At 63.0% G+C, this 24206-nt stretch carries 25 protein-coding genes and 2 pseudogenes; 25 read left to right on the forward strand and 2 right to left on the reverse strand.

The window, feature by feature from the left end; translation table 11 throughout:
• Window positions 1-71: 71 nt before the first annotated feature.
• The 3 genes from APY03_RS27435 to APY03_RS27445 all read left to right on the forward strand — a co-directional run bounded on the left by APY03_RS27435 (window position 72) and on the right by APY03_RS27445 (window position 2380).
• On the forward strand, window positions 72-521 hold the full coding sequence (locus tag APY03_RS27435; RefSeq protein WP_068681861.1) for a thioesterase family protein: 450 nt from the start codon (window positions 72-74) through the stop codon (window positions 519-521).
• Window positions 522-1102: 581 nt separating this feature from the next.
• Window positions 1103-1408 carry a DUF736 domain-containing protein gene (locus APY03_RS27440; RefSeq protein WP_068681863.1) on the forward strand — a complete coding sequence of 102 codons (306 nt, stop codon included), beginning with the start codon at window positions 1103-1105 and terminating at the stop codon, window positions 1406-1408.
• A gap of 624 nt (window positions 1409-2032) precedes the next feature.
• Window positions 2033-2380, forward strand: a complete 348-nt coding sequence (locus APY03_RS27445) for a DUF2958 domain-containing protein (RefSeq protein WP_068681865.1) — start codon at window positions 2033-2035, stop codon at window positions 2378-2380.
• 50 nt (window positions 2381-2430) lie between these two features.
• On the opposite strand, the gene APY03_RS27450 is transcribed toward APY03_RS27445, so the two are convergent.
• On the reverse strand, window positions 2431-2715 hold the full coding sequence (locus tag APY03_RS27450; RefSeq protein WP_083944592.1) for a helix-turn-helix domain-containing protein: 285 nt from the start codon (window positions 2713-2715) through the stop codon (window positions 2431-2433).
• Window positions 2716-2943: 228 nt separating this feature from the next.
• Between APY03_RS27450 and APY03_RS27455 the strand changes: the two genes are divergently transcribed.
• The 18 genes and pseudogenes from APY03_RS27455 to APY03_RS27540 all read left to right on the forward strand — a co-directional run bounded on the left by APY03_RS27455 (window position 2944) and on the right by APY03_RS27540 (window position 20088).
• On the forward strand, window positions 2944-3291 hold the full coding sequence (locus APY03_RS27455; RefSeq protein WP_068681869.1) for a DUF2958 domain-containing protein: 348 nt from the start codon (window positions 2944-2946) through the stop codon (window positions 3289-3291).
• Window positions 3292-3522: 231 nt separating this feature from the next.
• Window positions 3523-4326 carry a DNA -binding domain-containing protein gene (locus APY03_RS27460; RefSeq protein ID WP_068681871.1) on the forward strand — a complete coding sequence of 268 codons (804 nt, stop codon included), beginning with the start codon at window positions 3523-3525 and terminating at the stop codon, window positions 4324-4326.
• A gap of 100 nt (window positions 4327-4426) precedes the next feature.
• Window positions 4427-4759, forward strand: a complete 333-nt coding sequence (locus APY03_RS27465) for a helix-turn-helix transcriptional regulator (protein WP_068681874.1) — start codon at window positions 4427-4429, stop codon at window positions 4757-4759.
• A gap of 21 nt (window positions 4760-4780) precedes the next feature.
• Window positions 4781-5662 (forward strand): replication initiator protein A, encoded by an 882-nt coding sequence (locus APY03_RS27470; RefSeq protein ID WP_068681876.1) that lies wholly within the window; start codon window positions 4781-4783, stop codon window positions 5660-5662.
• 289 nt (window positions 5663-5951) lie between these two features.
• Window positions 5952-6593, forward strand: a complete 642-nt coding sequence (parA, locus tag APY03_RS27475) for a ParA family partition ATPase (protein WP_068681878.1) — start codon at window positions 5952-5954, stop codon at window positions 6591-6593.
• Entirely contained in the window at window positions 6590-6853 is a 264-nt protein-coding gene (locus APY03_RS27480) for a chromosome partitioning protein ParB (protein WP_068681879.1), read from the forward strand. The genes parA and APY03_RS27480 overlap by 4 nt, the downstream gene beginning before the upstream one ends.
• Before the next feature lie 77 nt (window positions 6854-6930).
• Window positions 6931-7440 carry a DUF2840 domain-containing protein gene (locus APY03_RS27485; RefSeq protein WP_068681907.1) on the forward strand — a complete coding sequence of 170 codons (510 nt, stop codon included), beginning with the start codon at window positions 6931-6933 and terminating at the stop codon, window positions 7438-7440.
• Window positions 7441-7460: 20 nt separating this feature from the next.
• The gene (locus APY03_RS27490; protein WP_068681882.1) at window positions 7461-7973 is read left to right on the forward strand and encodes a S26 family signal peptidase; all 513 of its coding nucleotides are present in this window, start codon (window positions 7461-7463) and stop codon (window positions 7971-7973) included.
• A gap of 328 nt (window positions 7974-8301) precedes the next feature.
• Window positions 8302-10278: a DUF3363 domain-containing protein gene (locus tag APY03_RS27495; protein WP_068681884.1), complete on the forward strand. Its 1977-nt coding sequence runs from the start codon at window positions 8302-8304 to the stop codon at window positions 10276-10278.
• 2 nt (window positions 10279-10280) lie between these two features.
• Window positions 10281-11222, forward strand: coding sequence for a GntR family transcriptional regulator (locus APY03_RS40675; protein WP_146039418.1), 942 nt, complete (start codon window positions 10281-10283; stop codon window positions 11220-11222).
• Between the two features lie 52 nt (window positions 11223-11274).
• Window positions 11275-12051, forward strand: a complete 777-nt coding sequence (locus tag APY03_RS27505) for an SDR family oxidoreductase (protein ID WP_068681909.1) — start codon at window positions 11275-11277, stop codon at window positions 12049-12051.
• A 15-nt stretch (window positions 12052-12066) separates the two neighbouring features.
• Window positions 12067-13017, forward strand: coding sequence for a branched-chain amino acid ABC transporter permease (locus APY03_RS27510; protein ID WP_068681888.1), 951 nt, complete (start codon window positions 12067-12069; stop codon window positions 13015-13017).
• A 95-nt stretch (window positions 13018-13112) separates the two neighbouring features.
• A pseudogene (locus APY03_RS27515) lies at window positions 13113-14228 on the forward strand (ABC transporter permease subunit); the annotation flags it as partial.
• Window positions 14218-14997, forward strand: coding sequence for an ABC transporter ATP-binding protein (locus APY03_RS27520; protein ID WP_068681890.1), 780 nt, complete (start codon window positions 14218-14220; stop codon window positions 14995-14997). The pseudogene APY03_RS27515 and the gene APY03_RS27520, both read left to right, overlap by 11 nt.
• An 11-nt stretch (window positions 14998-15008) precedes the next feature.
• The gene (locus APY03_RS27525; RefSeq protein ID WP_068681911.1) at window positions 15009-15713 is read left to right on the forward strand and encodes an ABC transporter ATP-binding protein; all 705 of its coding nucleotides are present in this window, start codon (window positions 15009-15011) and stop codon (window positions 15711-15713) included.
• A 60-nt stretch (window positions 15714-15773) separates the two neighbouring features.
• Window positions 15774-17570: an IlvD/Edd family dehydratase gene (locus APY03_RS27530; RefSeq protein WP_068681891.1), complete on the forward strand. Its 1797-nt coding sequence runs from the start codon at window positions 15774-15776 to the stop codon at window positions 17568-17570.
• A 33-nt stretch (window positions 17571-17603) separates the two neighbouring features.
• Window positions 17604-18932, forward strand: a complete 1329-nt coding sequence (locus APY03_RS27535) for an aspartate aminotransferase family protein (protein ID WP_068681893.1) — start codon at window positions 17604-17606, stop codon at window positions 18930-18932.
• 25 nt (window positions 18933-18957) lie between these two features.
• Window positions 18958-20088: a branched-chain amino acid ABC transporter substrate-binding protein gene (locus APY03_RS27540; protein WP_068681895.1), complete on the forward strand. Its 1131-nt coding sequence runs from the start codon at window positions 18958-18960 to the stop codon at window positions 20086-20088.
• Here the strand turns inward: APY03_RS27540 and APY03_RS27545 are convergent.
• On the reverse strand, window positions 20085-20846 hold the full coding sequence (locus APY03_RS27545; protein WP_083944595.1) for a GntR family transcriptional regulator: 762 nt from the start codon (window positions 20844-20846) through the stop codon (window positions 20085-20087). The genes APY03_RS27540 and APY03_RS27545 overlap by 4 nt on opposite strands.
• Window positions 20847-20944: 98 nt before the next feature.
• On the opposite strand from APY03_RS27545, the gene APY03_RS27550 reads away from it, so the two are divergent.
• From APY03_RS27550 to APY03_RS44615, 4 genes and pseudogenes are all read left to right on the forward strand, one after another.
• On the forward strand, window positions 20945-21733 hold the full coding sequence (locus APY03_RS27550; protein WP_068681913.1) for an SDR family oxidoreductase: 789 nt from the start codon (window positions 20945-20947) through the stop codon (window positions 21731-21733).
• Between the two features lie 52 nt (window positions 21734-21785).
• Window positions 21786-22478 (forward strand): HAD-IA family hydrolase, encoded by a 693-nt coding sequence (locus APY03_RS27555; RefSeq protein WP_162487128.1) that lies wholly within the window; start codon window positions 21786-21788, stop codon window positions 22476-22478.
• Window positions 22475-23278, forward strand: coding sequence for a 2-keto-4-pentenoate hydratase (locus APY03_RS27560; RefSeq protein ID WP_068681901.1), 804 nt, complete (start codon window positions 22475-22477; stop codon window positions 23276-23278). The genes APY03_RS27555 and APY03_RS27560 overlap by 4 nt, the downstream gene beginning before the upstream one ends.
• 214 nt (window positions 23279-23492) lie before the next feature.
• Window positions 23493-24206: pseudogene (locus tag APY03_RS44615) on the forward strand (NAD(P)(+) transhydrogenase (Re/Si-specific) subunit alpha); the annotation flags it as partial.

The raw sequence follows: 24206 nt of genomic DNA on the forward strand, positions 1-24206 counted from the left end.
CGGAACCGCTGCACGGGAGCATTGGTGGATCAGAGGCATTTGCTCCTCTGGTCATCACTGCACCCATAACCATGAACCATGAAGCAGTCAGCGCGGTCTTCTTCGAGGAGTCCTACATCGTCCCGGCCGACCAGACGGCGCGCTCGCTTTTCTCGCGCCTGCCCCATGGCCGCGACTACGCGGAGCAACTGATCGAATGCCTGGCCACCGGCTACTTGGTCGCGGTCATCGAGTCGGTGTGCGTCCGCGAGGTGCAGCGGCTGACGGACACCGACATGGAGGTGGTGGTTGGGCGGTCCATCCGCATCGACCACCTGGGGCCGATCCCTCCGGGCTCTCCGCTGCGGCTGCGCGGATGGGTGGAACGGCTGAGCGACCGCAGCATCACCTTTCGCGTGCGCGCCCACGACGCGCATGAAGTCGTCGGCGAAGCCGTCGTGACCCTGGTGGCGACGTCGCGCCAGGCCATCGAGTCGCGCATCGCGGCCAAGGCCGCCGTGTTGCGGAAACCAATTCGCTGAGCTATGCCGGGTGGCGCGCGTGGGAGTGTGCCGCCTCGCCGGGGGCCGCCCGTCCAGATCAGGTTGCGGCATTCCCGGCCCCGACAGCAGCAGCGTCCGATCGTGCCGAGGCTGGGTTCTCACGCCGGTCCGGTCCGCATGCACTTCCACGCCGCGCCGGCGCTGCCGGCGCCGAGGCCCGGGATCGGCTCGCTCGCGCTGTGGACCGACCGTGACAGCGGCAGGGTGCGGACGGTGCCGGTGGTGTTCGTGGGGCGGAGCGTCGGCCATGACCCCTTGCGGTGGCAGTCGCGCCCAGGGCGGCCTTGGCTTGTCGTGAATCCTGGCGATGCAGCGGCTAAAGCCTCGGGCTTCATGGCAGCAACCGTCCGGCCCGAACAAATTTCCCCGCCTTCGTCACTGCGTTTGGCGGCTTCCTCGCGCAACAAATTTCTTCGGGCACTCCCGGTCCTCCACGCTGTTGCGGCCCCTTCGCTCCGCTGCGCTGCGCTCTGTGGTGCAGCCCGCCCGTGCCTCGCCCTTCGGATCACCGACACGGCCGCGATGGGCGCGACCAGTCAACCACCGCAAGGAGTTTCATCATGGCCAACATCGGCACCTTCACCGCACAGAACAACGGCTTCACCGGCACCGTCCGCACCCTGACGCTCAACGTCAAGGTCAAGCTGGTCCCCAACGACAAGGAGAGCGAGAACGCTCCCGACTACCGCATCGTCGCCGGCAACTTCGAGATCGGCGCGGCGTGGAAGAAGATCAGCAAGGCGGACCGGCCCTACCTGTCGGTGACGCTCGATGACCCGTCGTTCCCAGCGACCATCTACGCCCGGATGGTCGAGGCCGAGGACGGCACGCACAACCTGATCTGGTCGCGCAGCAAGGGCGACTGACCGCCGTCCACCCCTGCGCTCCGCCCACCGGCGGGGCGCAGGCATGTGTGCCAGGCGCGGCACCTTGGGCGGCGTCGCGTTGCATCGCCGCCGTCTCGGCGGCCTTCCTTAAAAGCGGCTTCGTGGCTTCGATGCTGTGCGGGAAGCCGCTTCCGTTTATTTGTGCTTATCCGCATGTACATGGGATCGCCAAGACGTCTTCGTGCTTGCGTGGCTTCGTGAAAAAGCGGATTCGGGGCCTCATGTCTTTCGACCGATACGGCTTCGAGCATTCGAGTTTCTGCACGGAGTCGTGAAACCGGGCGTCCCCCGGCGAGCCGGGTCGCGCTGTCGTGCTGCGCATCGAGCCGTCCTCGCTGCGCTGCGGGCGTCTCGCCCCTTCGGCGTCCATCGCTGACGCGCTCGCGCTGCGCGCGAGCCAAGGCAGGGTGGAGGCGGGTACTGGTGACAGGGCTGGGCTTGTGGGTCCGCCCACCGTATCACGCCGGTCTCGCCGTCAAGGTCTGCGCGTGCCGGGCACGCTGGCGGCCTGCGGCCGTCTGTCGAACCCTGACGGCTGCGCTGCGGCGTGCTTCCCCGCGGTCCCGGGCAATCCTGCCCGGCATTCCTTCCAAGGAGAAGACCATGACCGCACTCATCACTGACGACCAACGCACCGTGCTGCTGGCCAACGGCCGGCAAGCGCTCGAAGACGATGGCTTTGACCCGGCTCCTGTGGTCAAGCTGTTCACGCCGGACGCCGGCGCTACGTGGCTGCTGACTGAGATCGACCCCAATGAGCCCGACCATGCGTTCGGCCTGTGCGACCTGGGGCTGGGCAGTCCCGAGCTTGGCTGGCTGAGCCTATCGGAACTGGCGGCGGTGCGCAGCCGGCTTGGGCTACCGGTAGAGCGTGATCTGTACTTTCGCGCCGAGAAGCGGGTGAGCGCCTATGCGCGCGAAGCGCGCCTGGCCGGGCGGATCGTGACGTAGCAGGCCGGCCCGGGCGCCGCCAGCGGCGCCCGGGGCCTCGCTCGCCTCATTCAATCCGGGACGTCCCGCAACCCCGCCAACTCCCGTTGCACCTGGGCGAGCAGCTTGTCCGCGCCTTTTGCGTCGAGCCCATAGGCCAAGGCCAGCAGGGTGAGCGGATGCACCTCCATGACCTCGCACAGTTCGTCTACCTTGCTGAGCGTCGGGTTCTTTAGACCCCGTTCGAGCGAACTCATGTACGTGCGGCTCGACACGTCCGAGAATGCTTCCTGGCTCAAGCCGCGCGATTTTCGGAGGGATCTGAGAGCAGCAGGAAATGAGTTCTTCGGAATCATCAATGGACTTGGGACAAGTCCAAGATGACATCGCATAGACATCTATAGGGCTACAATCTATGGGGTTCATTTTGCGGGTTGCCCCCTGTTGCGCTCCCATTGGCCCGCTTTATGCTGACCCTTCATGATGGCCCGCACCACCCCCTCTCTGGCGGGCGCCGCGCTTGCGCAGCGACCGGCCTTCCCGCCACCGCTTCCGAGCGGGCGTTCCGCCCGGAGCGTGTGTCAGTGACCGCGCTCATCACGGAAGATCAACGCCGCCAGTTGCTCGACAACGGCAAAGCCGCTGCCGGCGGCGTGCAAACCGATCCGTGGCCGGTAGTCAAGCTGTTCACGCCGGATGCACACGCCACCTGGCTGCTGGTGCAGCTTGATCCGCGCGATGAGGACACGGCCTACGGCTTGTGCGACCTTGGAATGGGAATGCCCCGGTTGGACCACGTGCGCCTGTCCGACTTGCAGAGCATCCGCGGCCCGCGCGACCTGCCGGTGCTGCGCGATACGCACTTCGTGCCTCAACGTTCGCTGTCGGAATATGTGCGTCGCGCCGAGGCCGACGGCTCCATCAACGATTGAAGTAAGCGGTCCCGTCGCGGCATGGCTGCCGCCCGCTGAGGTCGGGCCCACCCGTATCATGGATGCAGCGGCGCAAGGGCGGCCGCATGCGGCATCGCCTGCCATTCCCCACCTACAACATCCAACATCGAGACAACGACACTGCCGTATTGATGGACCCCTCCTGCGAAGCCGTGGCGGCATCGCCGGACCGCTGCCCGAGGCGCCCCTTTCAAGCAAGGAGGTTCCGTCATGGGCGCACGCACGCACGAATGGCATCCGTCGGCCGCATATCTCTACGTCCTGACGCTGGACGGGCCAGCGCTGGCTTGGGAGTATCTGCGGCGCAATCCGAACTACCGAGCCCACTATGGCTTGCTCATGGACGGCAGCGCTGACGAAGCCGACCATGCGGCCCGCTGGGGCCTGCGCCTGCTCGAAGACCCAGCGCGCGATGCGCGCCACGCGCAGCCTGCCTGGCTGCCCGACCCTGATGGCCTGCCGCAGCTCCATCCGGACGCGGCGGCGGTGGCGGATGCGCCGGTCTTCGCGCTATGGCGTATGCCGGGACGCAAGCAACTCGCGCATGACGGCAAGCGCCTGCTGCTGACCGCGTACCGCCCGGAGGGCGCGTTGCGCGCGGCATTCTCACCCGCGCTCGAGCATGGCACGGCCTACGCCTACGGCTTGATGGCCGGGGCGCGGCTGCGCGAGCGCTGGCGCGCGGCGACCGACACGATGGAGCGCCTCAACGGCTACTACGGTCGCGACGCCGCGTTGCCGGGCGCCCATGCGCACGCGCATGGCCGGCCCGACCGCATTGCGCTGCTGCACATGCGCAGCTTGCAGACGCTCGACGGCCTGGGGGCTGGCGCCACACAGCGAGAGATCGCCCGGGCGTTGTTTGGCGCAGAGGCGGTGGCAGAGCGGTGGCACGACCTGGGCGAGATGCGCGCCCAAGTGCGCCGGCTCGCGCGCCGCGGCCGGGCACTCGTGGACGGCGGCTACCGGCGCCTGCTCCAGACTGAATCTTCCAGGGACGGACGTTCCGGCTGACCCCTGAACGTCCGTCCTCAGGACGCCTGGCTTTCCTGAGACTGCTTCCATCCGGCGGCGATTCGCCCGTCGGCGACCAGCACCGACGGAGGCGACTTTCATGAGACACACTGCGCTGCGGCCACAAGCCGCACCTTCATCGACGCCCCAGCCGCTGTCGACCCACCCGACCACGGCGACAACCTCAGCGCAGTCGCGCTATCTCACCAACGACGAGGCGGCGGCCTTTCTCCGGCTGTCCCCGCGCACGCTCGAGAAGCAGCGCGTAATCGGTGGAGGGCCGCGCTTTCGCAAGTTCGGCCGGCGCGTGATGTACGCGCTGTCCGATCTCGAAGCATGGGCGGACGCCCGCAGCTTCGAGGCCACTTGCGACCCGGAGTACGTCGAGCTGCGCACCGAACGCCTCTCCCTGCGCCGCGACGGCGGGCGTTGACCATCATGGACACCGCAGCCGATGACGTCCCCGCGCGACCCGCAGCGCGAGCAACTCGAACTGTTCCATGCCTTGCCGGGCGAGATGCCCGCGCGCGACGTGCAGGACCTGATGGCCTACCCGTTCTTCTCGCTCGCCAAGAGCCGGCGCTCGGTTCCGATCGACTTCCGCGCGGGGCCGGTGACGGTACGTGTGGAGGGCACGGCCGAGCACGGCATCGCGACGATCTGGGATGCCGACATCCTGATCTGGGCGGCCAGCCAGATCGTCGAGGCCCGCGACGCAGGCCTGCGCAGCTCGCGACTGATGGCCGCGACGCCGCACGAGATCCTGAGATTCGTCGGCCGCGGCACGTCGGTGCGCGACTACCAGCGCCTGAAGGCCGCGCTCGACCGCCTGCAGTCCACCAGCGTGGCGACCTCCATCCGCCAGCCCAACGCGCGACGGCTGCACCGCTTCTCGTGGATCAACGAGTGGAAGGAGCGCGCGGACGGGCAGGGCAGGCCGTTGGGCATCGAACTGATCCTGCCCGACTGGTTCTACGGGGGCGTGATGGACGACAGCCTAGTGCTGACCATCGACGCGAACTACTTCCGTCTGTCGGGCGGCATCGAGCGGTGGCTGTACCGTCTGGTGCGCAAGCACGCGGGCTGGCAACCGGAGGGCTGGCGCTTCGACTTTGTCCACCTGCACCGCAAGTCGGGCAGTCTGGCCCGCTTCGCGGACTTCGCCTGCGACATGCGGCGCATCGTCGCGCGCCAGCCGCTGCCGGGCTACGCGCTAGCTATCCTGCGCTCGCGCCGCGGCCCGGAAGTGCTGGCCTTCCGTCCCGTGCCGTCCACGGCACCGCTGCGCCCCGGCGGCAGCTTCGGCCACGGTGCATGGCCTGTGGACAGCCAGTGAACGAGCTCGTGCTATCAGGCGTGCGCGCATTCGTGCTATCGGGCGCAGCGCGCTCGTGCTATCAGGCGTACCAATGGTCGAGAAATCCTTGTGCGACAACTGCTTGCGCGTCCCCTAACGTATCTAACGTATTCAATAGAAACCTAACGATAGTAGGAGGCCGCGCGCTGTGGAAAAGCCGCGGTGACGCACGGCACGCAGCCGGCACGCACCGCGCGAAGGACGCCGCAAGGCTCACGAGAAAGAAGGCGCAAGACAGGCCCGCCAATATGCTTGCGAGGAGCGCGCCGTGATCATCGCGCTGCTCAACCAGAAGGGCGGGGTCGGCAAGACGACCCTCGCCACGCATCTGGCCGGCGAATTGGCACTGCTTGGCAAAAACGTCCTGCTGCTCGATGCCGATCCCCAGGGCTCGGCTCTGGACTGGACGCAGCGGCGCAGCCAGGGCGGCCTGCCGCGCCTGTTCGGCGCCGTTGGCTTGGCGCGCGAGACGCTGCACCAAGAAGCTCCAGAACTCGCGCGCCGCGCCGATCACGTCGTCATCGACGGACCGCCCCGCATCGCGGCGCTGGCGCGCTCCGCGCTGCTCGCAGCCGACCTTGTGCTGATCCCGGTGCAGCCCAGCCCCTACGACGTGTGGGCCAGCGCGGAGATGGTCGCCTTGATCCGCGAAGCGCAGGTATTCCGGCCGGCGCTGCGCGCGGCCTTCGTCATCAACAGGCGCGTCAGCACCACCGTGATCGGTCGTGAAGCGCGTGGCGCGCTTGCCGACCAGCCGCTGCCCGCGCTGCCGGCCGAGGTGCGCCAGCGCATCGCCTTTGCCGACAGCGTGGCAGCCGGCCGGCTGGTGCGCGAGATCGACGACGACAGCCCGGCCGCGCGCGAGATCGCCGCGCTGGCAGCTGAAGTGCTGCGGAGCGGTCCGCCATGAAGAACGGCAAGCGCGTGCAGCGCGTACCTATTGGCGCACGGCCGCCGAGCAACCCGCAGGCCGAAGCCTGGGTGCGTGTCGGTGAAGCCAACGATCTCGACGCGCTCGCGCGTGGCGACGTCTACACCGCCCGCCTGACGTTGGACGTGACGCCGGCGTTGCGCGGGCGCATCAAGGTCGCAGCGTTCACCCGCGGCATCACGGTGGCCGACATGCTGCGCGCGCTGCTGGAGCGTGAGTTTCCGGAGCGACGGCCATGAACGCGCCGCCATCGATCCTTCGACCGACCGAAGCCTTGCCAGCGATCGTGCCATCGGACGTGTCTGTGAACACGCCGATGGACTCGCCGCCGCACCTTCCCGTGACATCGGCCGCCGACCCGGGCGATCCGCCGCTCACGCGCGTCTCGCTCGCCTACGTCGAGCACCGGATCAACCTGTACCTGCGCTTCGGCCAGCCGCTGCGCGAGCTGCGCCTGGACCGATGGCGGCGCTGTGCGAGCTTCGCGCCCGGCGCGGTCTTCTGCCGTGTGCGCTGGGAATCCAACGACTACGGCACGACCCGCTGGCAGCTCGTCGTGCTGCAGGCCTGTACGCCGGGCGAGCGCATGCAGCGCATCGCTGGCGTTCGCCCCGGCGCGCAGCTGCTGCTGTGCGCCGACGACGAAACGAGGGTGCAGGCGGTGCTGCAACAGATCGACGTCATCGAAGCGCTCGCCATCGACCCGACGCAGGCTTCGCCCGCGTATTGGCGCACGCTTGGCAACCGCCTCGCGGCACGCCAACCGCTGCCGGCCTACGGCACCGAGCGGCATGCGGCCTGGTTGCGCGGGGAGGACTTGCGGTGAGCCCGCGAGCGCCTCGCCTGATGCTCGCGCTGTGCGCGGCCCTCAGCATCGCTGCGCTCGCCGCACCGGCGCTGCATGCGTCCGCTGCGCGCTGGGTCTACAACCCCAGCGACAGCGTGCCACGCGGCTGGTATCGCATCGAATCGGCGGAGGCGATGGCCGATGCGCTGCGCGTCGGCGACATCGTGCTGGTCCGCCTGCCGGGCGAGGTAGCCGCGCTCGCGGCGCAGCGCGGCTACCTGCCCGAGCGCATTCCGCTGCTCAAGCGCATTGGCGCGATGGCGCCGCAGCGGGTGTGCGTCGCGCAGCGCACCGTCTACGTCGATGACCTGCCGGTGGCGCTCGCGCGCCAAGCCGACGGCCTGGGCCGTGGCCTGCCGCTGTGGTCGCACTGCCGCACGCTGCGCGCTGGCGAGCTATTCCTGCTCAGCGCGACGAACCCGGCATCATTCGACAGCCGGTATTTCGGTCCCATCGACGCGGCGTCCGTGCTCGGCCGCGCGCAGCCGATGTGGACCTGGGGCGCGCCATGACTGCCGCCATCCGTGCAACAGCGTTGCCGATTTACGTGCAGGCGGGTTGCACGCGCCTTGCCGCGCAGCCTGCAACTGGCGCGCTTCGTCCGTGCAGGCGATCGCGGACCGACCGTCGGGGCCGGTCGCGCCAGCGATCGGCAAAGACGGAGGGCAAGATAAAAGGGCACGGCACGCCTGGGTCCCTCGGGCCTTGTCTGCACGATGGTGGGCGCGGCACGGCCTACGGCCGGCCGCGTGCCGCAGGCGGCGGGATGTGTGCGCCATGGCTGGCGATTCCGCGTGTCGTTTGCGCCCGAGTGCGCCGTGCGGTGCTGGAGCGTGCGCCATGACGTCGCGTGACGACGAGCGCTTCCGCGTCAAGCCGGGGTCGCCGAAGCCACCGCGAACAGGCCAGTCGAGCGACGGCCAGCGCTTCGTCAGCCGCGTGCTGCGTGAGGCGAGCAAGGGCGGCGCGAAGCGTTCGCAGACCGCGCGAGCTGGCGGGCGGAGCACCGCTAAGCTCGGACGCGGTCACGTTGCGGCACTGACTGCCGGCCCGCGGCTGGGGCCTGGCGCGCGCCGCGTCGTCATCAAGGCCCGCTACGTGGTGCTCAAGCAGGCGGGTGCGCGCTCGGTGGAAACGCACCTGCGCTACATCGAGCGTGAGGGCGTGGACCGTGATGGCGGCAAGGGCCACGCCTACGGCCCCACGACCGACCATGCCGACCTGGCCGACTTTGAGGAACGTGGGCGCGGGGACCGGCACCAGTTCCGCTTCATCGTCTCTCCCGAGGACGCGCAGCAGCTTGAAGACCTGCGCGGCTTCACGCGCCACCTGATGACTCACGTGGAGGGCGACCTGGGCAGCTCGCTCGACTGGGTGGCGGTCGATCACTGGAACACTGATAACCCGCACACCCACGTCGTGCTGCGCGGCCGCGACCAGACTGGGCAGGACCTGATCATCGCGCGCGATTACATCGCCTATGGCATGCGCCAGCGTGCCTGCGGTCTGGCAGCCGAATGGCTCGGGCCGCGGACGGAACGTGAGATCCGCGAGGGCCTGCTGCGCGAGGTGGAGCAGGAGCGCTGGACCAGTCTCGACCGCGGCTTGCATCAGTTGACGCAACATTCGCCGGATGGCGCGGTAGAACTAGCGGTGAACGCCGACGCGGCGCGGCAGCCGCGCACGCTGCTGATCGGCCGGTTGCAGCGCTTGACTGACATGGGCCTGGCCCAGCCGGCCGGCATGAACCGCTGGCAGTTGCGCCCGGATATCGAGGCCACGCTGCGCGCGATGGGCGAGCGCGGGGACATCGTGCGAACCATGCAGCGTGCGCTCGGGTCGCAGCGGCGCGACATGGTGGTGTTTGCGCCGGGCGACGGCGCGCAGCCAGTGGTGGGCCGCGTGGTCGGCAAGGGCCAGGCCGACGACTTGCAGGAAAACGGCTATCTGGTGCTGGACGGCATTGACGGTCGCGCCCACTATGTCGCGCTGCCGGTCGGCATCGAACTCGAACAGTTCCCCGCTGGGTCCATCGTCGAAGCTCGAGATGCGGCTGGGAAGCGCGCGGTGGACAAGTCCATTACTGGGCTTGCCGAGGGCGGCCTATACCGCACCGATCGTCATCTGGCCATGCTGCGCGCACGACCAACAGCCAGCCGCGATGCGCATGGGACGCTGCGCGTTCACGTGCGCCGGCTTGAAGCGCTGCGCCGCGCTGGCTTGGTCGAGCGCGTGACCGAGAGCGTGTGGCGGATTCCGGCCGATCTACCTGAGCGGGCACGACGACACGACGCGCAGCGCCCGGCCGGCAGGAGCTTGACGTTGCACTCGCATCTGCCGATCGAGCGGCTGATACGAGTGATCGGCGCGACTTGGCTGGACCGGCAATTGATTGCCGGCGTGGCAGGCGTTGCCAACAATGGCTTTGGCGGTGAGGTGCGTGAGTCGTTACGCCAGCGCAGCGACTTCCTTGTTGAACAGGGGCTGGCCGAACGGCACGGGGCACGCCTGGTGCTTTCGCGCAACCTGCTCGACACGTTGCGCCAGCGCGAACTCGATGTCGTCGCGCGCGGCATCGCGAGTCAGACGGGGCTGCGGTATCGGGCGGCGGTAGACGGCGAACGCGTGGCCGGTGTCTATCGCCGCAGCGTGTGGTTGGCCAGCGGACGCTTCGCGATGCTGGACGATGGGTTGGGCTTCACCCTCGTGCCGTGGAAGCCCGTGGTCGAGCGGCGACTCGGGCTCCGAACTGCAGCGATCCCGCTCGGCAGTAGCGTCAATTGGCAATTGACCCCGCAACGTGGTCCGACGATCTGAACTTGGCGAAAACCCTATCATCACTACACAAATCTCATGGCAATAATGTATTCATTGTTGATCTCGTTGGCATGCATCCTGCTCTTCCTATCAGCGCAGCCCTTTTCAGAATAGGCGGCGCACCTAAACAGGGCATACCGCCCAACGTCAAAATGTATACATTATCGTCAGTCCCTCAGGCATGCACCGGTTTGAAACTTTGGGGTCCCAACTTGGAATGCAGTTCTTGGACGGCATCCTTCAACCGGAAGCCTGACCGTTTCGTTGAGACGGCTCATGCGGGTTCAGCAATCCCCCGTCGAAATCTCGCCGACCGTATCGCTGACCATCTTGTTGTAGAGATCGTGAACGGAACGATTTCAATTGGCCAGCGATTGCGCGAAGTTGAGCTTTGCAGAACGCTAGGGGTGAGCCGGGTGCCGTTGCGTGAAGCGCTACGAATTCTGCAGGCACAAGGGATTGTCGCTTCCATTCCCAATCGAGGGACATACGTGGCCGATTTCAAGTCTGCGGAAACAGCTGACTTGCTCGAGATCCGCATCAGCATTGAACGCACTGCATTCGGACGCCTGTTGCGACTAGCTAACGAGGAACCCGAAATTCTTGAAGTTCTGGAGTTGCACCTTGACGATCTACGTCGGGCCAAACGCCTTGAAGACAGGTTTATCTTTGCACAGGCGGACCTCGCCTTTCACGAGAGAGTCGTCGAACTGTCTGGCAGCCCGATGCTCACGGCGGTCTGGCGGTCGCTCGCTCGTGGCGTGCTGTTCTTCATGATCCACGAGCCGTACTCATCTCTTGATTTCAATGAGGAAATCAGAGAGCACGAACGATTGCTCGAACTCCTTGGGCAAGGGGACCCTAAGGCCCTACGGCTGGAAATCAGCAAACACATACTGGGAAACACGGTCAATCGCGACCCGGGTGCTCTGGGTGTGAGGTGACGCCATGCCGATGTACTCCAACTCTCCGAGTCACGACGACCAACAGAACGCCATGCCAGCCACGCTTAACCACGATGCCCGCAAATCGAAGATTGCCGTAGTGACCGGTGCCGGTTCAGGTGTCGGAAAGGCCGCCGCGATAGCACTTCTAGATGACGGTTGGATCGTGGCACTGCTCGGCCGACGCATCGAACCGCTGCAGTCCATCGCGGCAGCCAGTCCCTACGCGGGCCGCACTCTCGCGCTGTCCTGCGACGTTTCCGACCCAGTCTCAGTGCGGGCCGCGTTCGATACGGTGGTCGGACAGTTCGGGCGCATCGACTTGCTCTTCAACAATGCCGGCACGGGAAATCCACCCGGTGATCTGGTGGACTGGACAGCCGAGCAGTGGAAAAGCGTGGTCGAGGTGAATCTCAACGGAGCGTTTTACTGCCTGCAGCATGCCTTTCGCACCATGAAGACTCAAAGCCCGCGCGGCGGCCGGATCATCAACAACGGGTCAGTTTCCGCAACATCACCGCGCCCCAACTCGGCGGCCTACACGGCCACCAAACATGCCATCACGGGCTTGACCAAGTCTGCCTCGCTTGACGGTCGGAGATATGACATTGCTGTCGGTCAAATTGACATTGGCAATGCACAAAGCGACATGGCAGCACCCATGGAAAACGGCGTACCGCAGGCCGACGGCAGCATTGCCATCGAGCCACTGATGAGCTCGGAGGACGTGGGCAGATCAGTGCTTTATATGGCCAACCTTCCAGCTGGAGCCAATGTTCTATTTCACACGATCATGGCCACAAAGATGCCATTCGTAGGGCGAGGTTGAGCCGTGGAAGCAACCTTGCACATCCTCCTGCAGCAGTGCCTCTACGGTCTCGTACTTGGCAGCGTGTATGCCGTGATTGCGCTCGGCTACACCATGGTCTACGGCATCTTGCGGATCATCAACTTCGCCCATGGAGAGGTCCTGATGACTGGCGCCATGGTGACGTTGTCCGCCATCGGTGTGCTCCGCAACCACTTCCCTGGCTTGGGCAACGTGCCGACGCTGGGGCTGGCGCTCGCCGCCGCAGCCTTCGTCTGTGGCGTGCTTGGCTATGCCATCGAGCGGCTGGCCTATCGGCCCCTGCGCGGGGCGCCACGACTAGCGCCCCTGATCACCGCGATTGGCGTGTCGATCATTCTGCAGACGCTGGCCATGATGATCTGGTCCCGGAATCCCCTGCCGTTCCCACAGATGCTGCCGACCGATTCGATCCGGTTGCTGGCTGCAAGTGGTGATGCACCGGGTGCCTCGCTGACGGTTACCGACCTGGTCATCGTGGCGACCGCGGCACTGCTCATGTCGATGTTGCTGCTGCTGGTCAACCACACGCGCCTGGGACGGGCAATGCGGGCGACTGCGGAGAATCCGGCCGCTGCCAGCCTGATGGGCGTGAGCCCCAATTTCGTGATCTCCGCGACCTTCGTCATCGGCTCCGTCTTGGCGGCGGTGGCCGGCGTCATGATCGCGTGCCAGTACGGCAACGTAAATTTCTATATGGGCTTCATTCCCGGCCTGAAGGCATTCACGGCAGCGGTCCTCGGCGGCATCGGCAATCTCGGCGGCGCCGTCGTGGGCGGACTGCTTCTCGGGCTCATCGAGCAACTGGGGGCAGGCTACATCGGCGCCCTGACCGGCGGTGTCTTCGGCAGCCACTATCAAGACGTGTTCGCCTTCATCGTGCTGATTGGCGTGCTCTTGTTTCGTCCTGCCGGCCTGCTTGGCGAACGCACTGCTGACCGTGCCTGATCCCAAGTCATACAGAAACACCGATGAAAAACCTCATGCCAGTTTCAGGATTCCCAACGGCTTTGCGCGGCGCGCCGGGCCTTCTCTGCCTATTTGCGGCCTTGGCCGCCGCTCCCGTACTCGTCGGCGCATTGGGCGGAAACTATTGGGTTCGCGTTCTTGATTTCGCCATGCTCTACGTCATGCTGGCACTCGGTTTGAACATAGTCGTTGGCTTCACCGGGTTGCTCGATCTCGGGTACATCGCGTTCTATGCAGTCGGCGCCTATGTTGCGGCGCTGCTGTCGTCCCCGCACCTGACAACGCATTTCGCCGTCATTGCACAGCTCGCGCCTGCGGGGCTTCATGTTAGCTTCCTGCTTATCGCTCTGGTGGGCGTCGGCCTTGCCGCCCTGTTTGGCATCCTGCTGGGCGCGCCCACTCTTGGGCTTCGTGGCGACTACCTGGCCATCGTCACGCTGGGCTTCGGCGAGATCGTGCGCATTTTCATCAATAACCTTGACCAGCCTGCCAACATCACGAACGGGCCAAAAGGAATCGCTGAGATCGATTCCGCCAGCATTGTCGGGTTCGATCTCGGCAAGACGCACGATCTGTTAGGGCTTCAGTTCCCTTCGGTCTATCTGTACTTCTACTTGTTTGCGCTGGCTGCACTGCTCATTGTGTGGGTTTGCACGCGTCTGCAGAGGTGTCGCATTGGTCGCGCCTGGGCGGCGATCCGGGAAGACGAGGTAGCTGCCAAAGCAATGGGCATCAACACACGCAACCTCAAGCTGCTCGCATTTGCCACCGGCGCGTCCTTCGGTGGTTTGTGCGGCGTGATGTTTGGTGCGTTCCAAGGTTTCGTGTCACCCGAATCTTTCACGTTCTGGGAATCGATTGTCGTTCTTGCGTGCGTCGTGTTGGGCGGGATGGGGCATATCCCGGGCGTGATACTGGGTGCGGTACTGCTGGCAGTCTTTCCTGAGATCCTGCGATCCACAGTCGAGCCGTTCCAGAATGCGGTCTTCGGTCGACAAATAGTGGACGGAGAGATCATCCGGCAGTTCCTGTACGGCGTGGCGATGGTCATGGTAATGCTGTTCCGCCGCGAGGGTCTGTGGCCTTCACCGAAACACGAGGATCGAGTTGCGAAAGGCACGCGCAGCCAGGGAAATGACCTGATCGTGCCGGCCGCAGTGACCCCGGGGGGAGCTGGAAATGTCGGCTGATGCCCTCCGCCTCACCGTTAGCGGTGCGAACAAGTCATTTGGTGGCCTCAGCGCGCTCAGCGACGTGTCACTTGAGATCCGCGCAGGCGAAGTCTATGGACTTATCGGTCCAAATGGCGCTGGGAAGACGACCTTTTTCAACGTGATCACGGGGCTTTACAAGCCCGATTCAGGGCGGTTTGAGCTGAACGGCAGGGAGTACTCTCCCACTTCTGTTCATGGCGTCGCTAAAGCCGGAATTGCACGCACATTCCAGAATATCCGGTTGTTCAATGCGATGACTGCATTAGAAAATGTCATGGTCGGGCGCTATGTGCGAACTCGGCACGGACTGATCGGTGCCGTGTTGCGTCTGCCTGCGGAACGGCGTGAGGAACACGAAATCGAAACGCGTGCTCGTGAACTGCTCGACTATGTGGGCATTGGGCGCTTTGAAGACTTCACTGCGGGCCATCTCTCTTACGGCGATCAGCGACGACTGGAGATTGCCCGGGCGCTGGCCACAGACCCGCTGCTCCTTGCATTGGATGAACCGGCGGCAGGCATGAACGCCACCGAGAAGGTGGAACTGACGCGGCTGCTTCAAAAGATCCGTGGTGACGGATGCACCGTGCTGCTGATCGAGCACGATGTGAAGCTGGTGATGGGGATTTGCGACCGCATGACCGTGCTGGACTACGGGAGGGTGATCGCGCAGGGCTTGCCGCGCGACATGTTGACCCATCCCAAGGTGATCGAGGCATATCTGGGCGCGGGGGCCACGGCATGACCTACTTACCCATGCTCAAACTAAAGGCCTTAAAGGTCTCCTATGGAGGCATCCAGGCAGTTAAGGGCGTTGACCTCGAAGTGCGCGACGGCGAACTGGTCGCGCTGATCGGTGCGAACGGCGCAGGCAAGACCTCGACCATGAAAGCCATCTGCAATCTCGTGCCACCTGCCGGGGGGGTGGTGGAATTAATGGGGCGTCCGATCCGCGGCGTGCCGACACACGAACTGTTGCGACGTGGACTAGCCATGGTGCCCGAGGGGCGAGGCATCTTTGCTCGCATGAGTGTTCGAGAGAACCTGCGCATGGGAGCCTTTCTTCGCAATGATCATCAGGAAGTGCACGCCGACATTGAGCGTATGTTCGAACTTTTTCCCCGGCTTAGGGAACGGCAGCATCAATTGGCTGGAACGCTTTCAGGAGGGGAGCAACAGATGGTGGCAATGGCGCGTGCAGTGATTTCTAAGCCTAAATTGCTGCTGCTGGACGAGCCGTCGATGGGACTGTCACCCATCATGGTCGAGAAGGTATTCGAAGTCATTCGCGAACTGTCCCGCCAAGGTTTGACCATCTTGTTGGTAGAACAAAACGCCCGGCTTGCGCTGATGTCTGCGCAGCGAGGGTACGTCATGGACTCGGGCATCGTAACCATGGGCGCTGAAGCTGCAGAGTTGCTCGACAGCCCACGCGTGCGGAGTGCCTACCTGGGTGAATAACCCGTCTTCAAAACCAATTGATGTATACATCATTACCATATTGCCGATAAGGAACAGTCCATGAATAGTCAAGGTGCCAATCCCCAAATAAGCCCCCTGCGGAGCCGTCGCTGGTTCAATGACAGCAGCGATCCGGGCATGACCGCGCTCTATATAGAGCGGTACATGAACTATGGAATCACGCGGGAGGAGCTGCAGTCAGGCAAGCCAATCATCGGGATTGCTCAGACCGGTTCGGACCTAAGTCCCTGCAATCGCCATCACATCGCGCTGGCTTCGCGTGTGCGGGACGGTATCCGAGAGGCTGGTGGCGTGCCCTTTGAATTCCCCGTGCATCCGATTCAGGAGACCGGCAAGCGCCCGACCGCCGCGCTAGATCGCAATCTCGCCTACCTGGGCCTGGTCGAGATTCTGCGTGGATACCCCATTGACGCGGTGGTGCTTACCACCGGTTGCGACAAGACCACCCCTGCCTGTCTGATGGCCGCCGCCACGGTGAACATCCCATCGATCGTGCTGTCGGGGGGGCCGATGCTCGACGGTTGGCACAACGGCAAGCTTGCGGGCTCCGGGACCGTCATATGGGAAGCGCGAAAGCTTCTCGCGGCGGGCTCGATCGGGTACGAGGGATTCATCGATATGGTGTCTTCCGCTGCGCCCTCGGCAGGCCACTGCAACACCATGGGCACCGCACTTTCGATGAATTCGTTAGCGGAAGCACTGGGTATGTCCTTGCCCGGCTGCGCGGCGATACCCGCGCCACATCGCGAACGTGGGTGGATGGCGTACGAGACCGGGCGGCGTATCGTCGCCATGGTTGCTGAGAACCTTCGTCCTAGCGACATCCTCACGCAGGCTGCTTTCGACAATGCGGTCGTCGCTGCTGCGGCTATCGGCGCGTCATCAAACTGTCCCATTCATTTGGTGGCAATCGCCCGGCACATGGGTGTTGACCACTCTCTTGCCGATTGGCAGCGCCTAGGCCCAGAGATCCCACTACTTCTGGATTGCCAACCCGCTGGACGGTATCTTGGTGAGGCCTTCCACCGCGCCGGCGGTATTCCGGTGGTGATGAAGGAGCTCGCGGACGCCGGCAAGCTGAGGCTAGAGGCGAGAACACTCACTGGTAAGACGTTGGGTGAAGATCTGGCGGCGGCGGCGCAAGCCGATGGCGATGTGATTCGTTGCTACGGCGCGCCGCTGAAGCCCTCAGCTGGCTACGTCACGCTATCGGGCAATTTCTTCGACAACGCGGTGATGAAGATGAGCGTGATCGACGAGGACTTTCGTCGACGTTTTCTATCCGACGCCAACGAGCCAGGCGTCTTCGAGGTCAAGGCCGTGGTGTTTGAAGGGCCGGAGGATTACCACGATCGAATCGACGATCCATCTCTGGGCGTCGATGAAAAGACCATCTTGGTGATGCGCAACTGTGGCCCTATCGGCTACCCCGGCGGAGCCGAGGTCGTGAATATGCAGCCCCCCGCCGCATTGATTCGCCGCGGAATCACCGAGTTGCCGACGCTCGGCGATGGACGGCAGAGCGGTACGTCGGCGAGTCCCTCGATCCTCAACGTCAGTCCGGAGGCAGCAGTCGGCGGCGGCGTCGCATTGCTGCGCTCCGGTGACGTTATCCGCATCGACCTGAACAAAGGAAAGGTAGATGTATGCCTTTCCGAGCATGAATTGTCAGCCCGGCGGGCAGCGTGGAAACCGCCTGAATTGCTCAATCGCAGTCCTTGGGAGGAGATTTATCGCAACTCCGTGGGGCAGCAAGGTGACGGCGCGTGCCTCGAATTCGCAACGAAGTACATCCGCATCCTCGAAACGCGCGGCGAGGCGCGGCATAACCACTGACCCCTTCTTAAACAACGAACACAGGACTACTGCATGCCTTCCACTACCCATCCCTCATCCCCTGCTGTCACGCGGGCACTTCAAGACGCCATTGCGCGCTATCGCGAGCGCAATCCACAGAGCGCTAAATTGCAAGAAGCTGCCCAGTCCCGCATGCCGGGCGGCAACACCCGCACGACATTGTTCTTTGAACCCTTCCCCCTCTACATGGCGAGCAGCGAAGGTGCGCGCCTGCGCGACGTCGATGGCCACGAATACTCCGACTTTCTCGGTGAATACACCGCAGGACTTTACGGCCATCGAGATTCCCGGATTCAGGCCGCAGTGGTCGCCGCTGCTGAGCGCGGGTCTGCCAACGGAGCTCCCGGTGCAACCGAAGGACGCTTGGCGGAACTCATTTGCCATCGCTTCGAAAACATTGAGCGGATCAGGTTCTGCAATTCGGGTACCGAAGCCAATCTATACGCGCTGTCGTTGGCGCGGATCGCAACGGGACGCAAGAAGTTCATTACTTTCCGCGGCGGCTATCACGGCGGCGTTTTTCTTTTCAAGGATGGCGGCAACCCGATGAATGTGCCGTTTGACTTCACTGTCCTGCGTTACAACGACCCAGAGGCAGCGACGCAAGCCATTGCGGCACTGAGCAACGAGTTGGCTGCCGTCATCGTAGAGCCGATGATGGCTGCGGGCGGTGCCATTCCGGCAACCAAAGAGTTTCTGCAAACCCTGCGGGAGGAAACCCAAAAGACAGGCGCATTGCTCGTCCTCGACGAGATTGTTACGTCGCGCATGAGCAGCGGCGGACTTCAAAAGATTCACGACGTGCGGCCCGATCTCACGACGCTGGGCAAGTACTTTGGCGCGGGATTCTCGTTCGGTGCATTCGGAGGGCGTTCTGACCTCCTCGACCGCTTTGACCCGCGGCGGCCGGACGCCCTTATGCATTCAGGCACCTTCAACAACAACGTTTTCACGATGTCGGCCGGAGTAGTCGGCTTGGAACAAATATTCACCCCGGAGCGTGCAGAGATCTTGTTTCACGATGGCGAGCGGCTGCGTTCAAAACTCGACGCGATTGTGCGGAGATTGCCGTGGGCGAAGTTCACTGGTTGCGGCTCTGTGATGAATCTCCACTTCGCTGAGGGCGAGATCACCCGGCCAGAAGACTTTGCGGCGGAACCGCGTGAGTTGATGCAGCTATTCCACTTCGACATGCTTGAAAGCGGAATTTATCTCGCAGGTCGAGGGCAGATTGCTCTCAGCCTCCCAATGAACGTAGACGACTTCGATCGCGTTGAACGAGCCGTGAAAAATTTTGTTCAAAAACGCGAAGCGCTGATCGTCGAATTTTTCCGCAGCTAGTCCCCAACCATCACAGGAGTAATTCATGAAGAAACTATCCCGCTTGGCTGTTCAGTCCGCGATTTTGCTTGCTGCATCTGCGGCCGCGCACGGACAGAACGTCGTCAAAATCGGATTCATCAATCCGCTGACTGGTCCGGTTGCAGCCGATGGCAAGGACGATGAGCGAGGTGCGCAACTGGCCATCGCCGAGCTCAACGCGCAGAAAGTGATGATTGGCGGGAAGCCAGTGACCCTCGAACTGTTGTCGGCCGATGACCAGGGCGACCCGAAGGCCGGGGTCATCGCAGCGCAGCAGCTCGTGGATCGTGGCGCTGTGGTGGTGATCGGCCATTACCATTCCGGCGTGAACATCCCGGCGGCACGAATCTACAACAGTGCGAAGGTCGTCAACATTACGCCGACCGCGACGAATCCTCAGCTAACCGAGTTAGGTTATCCGTATGTGTTTCGCTTGACGACCAACGACGACGTCCAATCAGTGAAGCTTGGGGATTATGTCGCTCAAACGCTCAAGTTGAAGCGGGTGGCGTTGGTAGAAGATCGGACAGCATATGGCACCGGCGTGACAAATGCATTCGCCGCTTCGTTGAAATCGCACAACGTAGAAATGCTTCCGCGGGAGTACTCGAACACGAACACGACAGACTTCAAGGCCATCCTGACAAAGCTGAGAGCGGATAAGCCAGACGCCCTGTTCTTCGGAGGCTATTACACGCAGGCTTCAATGCTCGCACGGCAAATGAAGGAGCTTGGAATTGATATTCCTTTGATCGGAGGCGATGGAATCTGCAGCCCGCAGATGACCAAGCTTGCGGGAGATATCTTGGAAGGTAGATTTTATTGCCCACGCGCTGGTCGAACCATCGACAAGCTTGCTGGCGGGGACGATTTCAAGAAGCGCTACCGGACGGCTTTCAATGTCGACCCGGACGTTTACGCACCTGCCTACTACGCTGCCACCTACGTGGCCGTGGACGCGATGCGAAAGGCTGGATCCGCAGAGCCGGAGGCGATTCAGAAGGCTTTGCGAACTGGGGAGTTCAATTCACTGATCGGCACTGTGCGATTCGACAGCAAGGGTGAATGGGTAAACGCGCCTGTCACGATCTTCAGTGTGAGCGGCGGCGTATTGAAGCCCCTTGGACAGAACTAAGCATGCGAGGCGCCTGGTTTTTTCGATCGCTTCGAACTTGCCACAGCCACCGGCGCCGTAAGGTTGCTGGTGGTCACGTTCAGGTTCCTAAGAATATGCGAGCCCACTTCGGCTTGAAGTTCTTCAAGTGTCCCCGAACTCAGCAGCTCGAAAAGGCGTTCGTGGTCCTGTACCTGCTTCGTGTAGTGCAGCATCACGCGCTTCTCCTGCAGCATGAAGAACAGCACGCCGCGCGCCAGCGACCGCCACACTGCGACCAGCATCGGGCTACCCGAGAGTTCAACGACACGCTCGTGAAACGCCAGGTCCGAACGCGCGTAGTGGAACTGATCGGTCACCCTCGCCGCCCGTCGCAGTTCTTCAAGCTTTTCCTCCAGACTACCAAGCAGGGCCGGCTCTGCCCGCACGCGGGCATAGACGCGCGCGAAGGCCGTGCGTTCGACGGTGCTTCGGATCTCGGACAGTTCGAGCGTTTCGGCAGAGCCGAACTGAGTCACATAGCTGCCGCGATTCGGCACGGTGGTGATCACGCCCTGGGCCTGCAAAATCCTCAAGGCCTCACGCAGCGGAATGCGGCTCACGCCCAACGACTCGCACATTTCGACCTCCCGCAACCGCATACCGGGGGCAATGGTGCCCCGCGCAATGGCACCGACGATGTGATCGGCAATGCGGTCGGGGAGGTTGTTTTGCTTGACGTGAAGATCAGAGTTCATCGAGGCGCACCAGGTCTTGATAAGGGTTCGTGCAACGTCCATGAGCACGATGCATACATTATCGCTTCGTCTCAGTGGTGCAAACGAGTTCCCCGGCCGATGGCACTTCTTCGTCGGGGAAGCGTACAGGGGCGCGTGTGATGACGAACGGATTCGACCTTGGCATCAGTGGCAGGGCGGCGCTTGTCTGCGGCGCCAGCGCAGGTCTGGGCAAGGCCTGCGCGATCGCCCTTGCGCAAGCCGGCGTGGCCCTGACCCTGAACGCCCGCAATGAACAGACATTGCGCGAGTGTGCGCGCGAAATTGGTGAAAGAACCGGAACGACGCCTGCATTTGTCGCGGCCGACATTACTACGGCACAGGGTCGAGAGGTCGTGCTGTCCTCGCTGCAGCGATGCGACATCCTGGTCAACAACGCAGCAGGGCCACCTACCGGCGACTTCATGGATTGGAGCGAGCAGAACTGGCACGAGGCCTTGCGCAGCTCTATGGTCTCACCGATCATGATGATGAAGGCGTTGTTGCCCTCGATGCGCGCGCGCGGATGGGGGAGGGTGATCAACATCACATCGTCGTCCATCAAGGCACCCCTGCCCTTGCTCGGACTGTCGAACGGGGCACGTAGCGGTCTCGCGGGATTCGTAGGCGGGCTGTCCCGAGAAATCGCTGCCGACGGCGTCACGATCAACAACCTTCTGCCTGGTCGGTTCGAGACGGGCCGACTCAAAGGCTACATCGACAAGCTCGCGGCAAGCCAAAGTAGCTCCTTCGCCGACGCTGCCCAGCGCCTGAAGTCGACCAATCCGATGAGGCGCTTTGGTCGCCCGGACGAATTCGGAGCGTTCTGCGCCTTCGTCGCAAGCGAGCACGCGGGCTACCTTACCGGCCAGAACATCTTGCTTGACGGTGGGGAGTTTCCTGGTCTCTGAAATTCAAGATTTCCATCCACCCAACCCTTAAATGAAAAGAGAGAAGCTCACTATGAACCGCTGGATCACTTTCGACTGTTACGGAACGCTCATCGACTGGCGCACCGGTATGACACATGCTCTGGAAATCGTCTGCCCTGGTCAAGGCGCGGCGCTGTTGGCCTCCCATCTGCGAATCGAAAAAGGCGTTGAGAGCGAATTGCCTTTTCGCCCCTACAGTGAAGTCTTGGCGGAGACAATGCGACGGATGGCAAAGGAGGCAGGCCTGACGCTTCGCGCCGGCGACGAGCACGTGCTGTCGCAGACCCTGCCGTTCTGGCCCATCTACCCCGACACCAATGCTGCACTGAAGCAGCTGAGGGCTCAAGGCTGGAAACTGGCCATACTTTCCAATGTCGACCGCAGTCTGATCGCAAGGACGCTCACCAAGTTCGACATCGACTTCGACCTTGTGGTGACCGCGGAAGATGTGAAAGCCTACAAGCCCTCCACCGCACTTTCAGAACGGTTCCTTGATATCACCGGGACGCGGCCGGATGACTGGCTTTATGCGGCCGTCGGACTGCACTACGACCTAACACCCACCCGTCACATGGGGTCGACCGGTGTCTGGGTGAACCGTGATGCCGAACTGGACCCGGACACACAATTTCTGTTTGCCAATATTCCCGCAATGGCGCAGCTTCCGGAAGTCGCCGAGCGCTTTTTGCAGAAGCGGGTCGAACACGGAGCGCAAGAGAAATGAACGCGGCTGCGCTGAGCTCACAGGTTGCGTCAGAGTTGATGAGGCAGCATCTTTCAGGGGAACGGTTCACCAGTCTGGTCGAGACTTTCCATGCCTCGGAAAAGGTGAATGCCTACGATGTGCAGGACCAGTATGTGAAGCAGCTGATCGCATATCGCAACACCGAAATCTACGGCTACAAAGTCGCGCTCACCACGCCTGCAATGCGCTGTATGGTGGGCTACGACGACTCCATCGCGGGCTGTGTGCTCGCAGACCAGCTATACAGATCCGGATGCATGGTGCAGCAGGCCGACTATGGTCGCCTCCTCGTCGAATTCGAAATTGCCTTCCGAATGGTAAAGGACGTACCGGCCTCACTCACACCCTGGACCCGTGAGTCCATTTTCGAGTACGTTGAATGCGCGTATCCAGCAATAGAGATCGCGGATGACCGGTTTGCCGACTATGCATCCTTAAGCCAGTCTATCTTGACGCTGGCCGCTGACAACGCGTGGAATCAAGGGCTTGTGCTGGGAGCGCCGATCCACGACGCCTCCATAGATGAACTCGGATCCATCGAAGGCGTTGCATCGCTGGCTGGTATTGAGGTGGGCCGCGGCACCGGGAAAGAGGTTCTCGGTCATCCACTGAATGCGCTGGCATGGCTTGCAAACCATCTTTCTGGAAGAGGTTCTACCCTCAAGCGAGGACAGGTCGTCACGACCGGCAGCTTGGTGAAATCGCAGTTCCCTAGCAAGGGAACCGAAGTTAGCTTTGATTTGGGACGTCTGGGTAACGTAACACTTCACGTCCACTAATCGATACGCTTTACAAATGACGCCACGCAAGTTTCGTCTCAATATTCCGGATCTTCACGACCGTCCACTGCGATAGATCGCACTACATGGGCGGGATCCGCTACTGAATTTCGCTCAAGGTGCCCTGGTCAATTTCAAAGAGACTAGAATTGTATACATTATTCCTAAATGGTTTTTCGCGTGGTTTATCTGCGCTTTCTAACAGGGAACTGAAATGCTAATAGGCGTGCCCGCCGAGACGACAGCCGGCGAAACACGTGTGGCGGTCACGCCCGAGACGGCCAGGAAACTCGTGGGGCAGGGGCATGCGGTGCGCGTGCAGGCGGGTGCCGGCGTAGCGGCCAGCGTGACCGATGCTGCCTACCAGGCCGCCGGCGCGGAGATCACCGACTTAGCCGGCGCATACGGTGTCGACATCGTGCTCAAGGTGCGGTCACCGGACGATGCCGAAGCTGCCCGGATGAAGCCCGGCACCGTCTTGGTCGGCATGCTCAATCCCTTTGACGGCCCCGGGCTGCAGCGCCTGGCCACGGCCGGACTCACCAGCTTCGCGCTCGAGGCGGCGCCGCGCACCACGCGCGCGCAGAGCATGGACGTGCTCTCCTCCCAGGCCAACATCGCAGGCTACAAGGCCGTGATGATCGCGGCCGACAAGTACCAGCGCTTCTTCCCGATGCTGATGACCGCGGCCGGCACCGTCAAGGCCGCACGCGTCGTGATTCTCGGCGTCGGCGTGGCGGGTCTGCAGGCGATCGCCACCGCCAAGCGCCTGGGCGCCGTGATCGAAGCGAGCGACGTGCGCCCGAGCGTGAAGGAACAGATCGAGTCGCTCGGGGGCAAGTTCATCGAGGTGTCGTACGACACGCCGGAAGAAAAGGAAGCCGCGGTCGGTGTCGGCGGCTATGCCAAGCCGATGCCGCCGAGCTGG

It is taken from the genome of Variovorax sp. WDL1, from assembly GCF_001541225.1.
Taxonomy (GTDB): Bacteria; Pseudomonadota; Gammaproteobacteria; order Burkholderiales; family Burkholderiaceae_C; genus Variovorax.

What these genes read in the sequence shown, in the direction of transcription:
- APY03_RS27435 (WP_068681861.1), top strand. Translation starts at nt 72, where the DNA reads ATGAACCATGAAGCAGTCAGCGCGGTCTTCTTCGAGGAGTCCTACATC.
- APY03_RS27440 (WP_068681863.1), top strand. Translation starts at nt 1,103, where the DNA reads ATGGCCAACATCGGCACCTTCACCGCACAGAACAACGGCTTCACCGGC.
- APY03_RS27445 (WP_068681865.1), top strand. Translation starts at nt 2,033, where the DNA reads ATGACCGCACTCATCACTGACGACCAACGCACCGTGCTGCTGGCCAAC.
- APY03_RS27450 (WP_083944592.1), bottom strand. Translation starts at nt 2,715, where the DNA reads ATGATTCCGAAGAACTCATTTCCTGCTGCTCTCAGATCCCTCCGAAAA.
- APY03_RS27460 (WP_068681871.1), top strand. Translation starts at nt 3,523, where the DNA reads ATGGGCGCACGCACGCACGAATGGCATCCGTCGGCCGCATATCTCTAC.
- APY03_RS27465 (WP_068681874.1), top strand. Translation starts at nt 4,427, where the DNA reads ATGAGACACACTGCGCTGCGGCCACAAGCCGCACCTTCATCGACGCCC.
- APY03_RS27470 (WP_068681876.1), top strand. Translation starts at nt 4,781, where the DNA reads ATGACGTCCCCGCGCGACCCGCAGCGCGAGCAACTCGAACTGTTCCAT.
- APY03_RS27480 (WP_068681879.1), top strand. Translation starts at nt 6,590, where the DNA reads ATGAAGAACGGCAAGCGCGTGCAGCGCGTACCTATTGGCGCACGGCCG.
- APY03_RS27485 (WP_068681907.1), top strand. Translation starts at nt 6,931, where the DNA reads ATGGACTCGCCGCCGCACCTTCCCGTGACATCGGCCGCCGACCCGGGC.
- APY03_RS27490 (WP_068681882.1), top strand. Translation starts at nt 7,461, where the DNA reads ATGCTCGCGCTGTGCGCGGCCCTCAGCATCGCTGCGCTCGCCGCACCG.
- APY03_RS27495 (WP_068681884.1), top strand. Translation starts at nt 8,302, where the DNA reads ATGACGTCGCGTGACGACGAGCGCTTCCGCGTCAAGCCGGGGTCGCCG.
- APY03_RS27505 (WP_068681909.1), top strand. Translation starts at nt 11,275, where the DNA reads ATGCCAGCCACGCTTAACCACGATGCCCGCAAATCGAAGATTGCCGTA.
- APY03_RS27520 (WP_068681890.1), top strand. Translation starts at nt 14,218, where the DNA reads ATGTCGGCTGATGCCCTCCGCCTCACCGTTAGCGGTGCGAACAAGTCA.
- APY03_RS27525 (WP_068681911.1), top strand. Translation starts at nt 15,009, where the DNA reads ATGCTCAAACTAAAGGCCTTAAAGGTCTCCTATGGAGGCATCCAGGCA.
- APY03_RS27530 (WP_068681891.1), top strand. Translation starts at nt 15,774, where the DNA reads ATGAATAGTCAAGGTGCCAATCCCCAAATAAGCCCCCTGCGGAGCCGT.
- APY03_RS27535 (WP_068681893.1), top strand. Translation starts at nt 17,604, where the DNA reads ATGCCTTCCACTACCCATCCCTCATCCCCTGCTGTCACGCGGGCACTT.
- APY03_RS27540 (WP_068681895.1), top strand. Translation starts at nt 18,958, where the DNA reads ATGAAGAAACTATCCCGCTTGGCTGTTCAGTCCGCGATTTTGCTTGCT.
- APY03_RS27545 (WP_083944595.1), bottom strand. Translation starts at nt 20,846, where the DNA reads ATGGACGTTGCACGAACCCTTATCAAGACCTGGTGCGCCTCGATGAAC.
- APY03_RS27550 (WP_068681913.1), top strand. Translation starts at nt 20,945, where the DNA reads ATGACGAACGGATTCGACCTTGGCATCAGTGGCAGGGCGGCGCTTGTC.
- APY03_RS27555 (WP_162487128.1), top strand. Translation starts at nt 21,786, where the DNA reads ATGAACCGCTGGATCACTTTCGACTGTTACGGAACGCTCATCGACTGG.
- APY03_RS27560 (WP_068681901.1), top strand. Translation starts at nt 22,475, where the DNA reads ATGAACGCGGCTGCGCTGAGCTCACAGGTTGCGTCAGAGTTGATGAGG.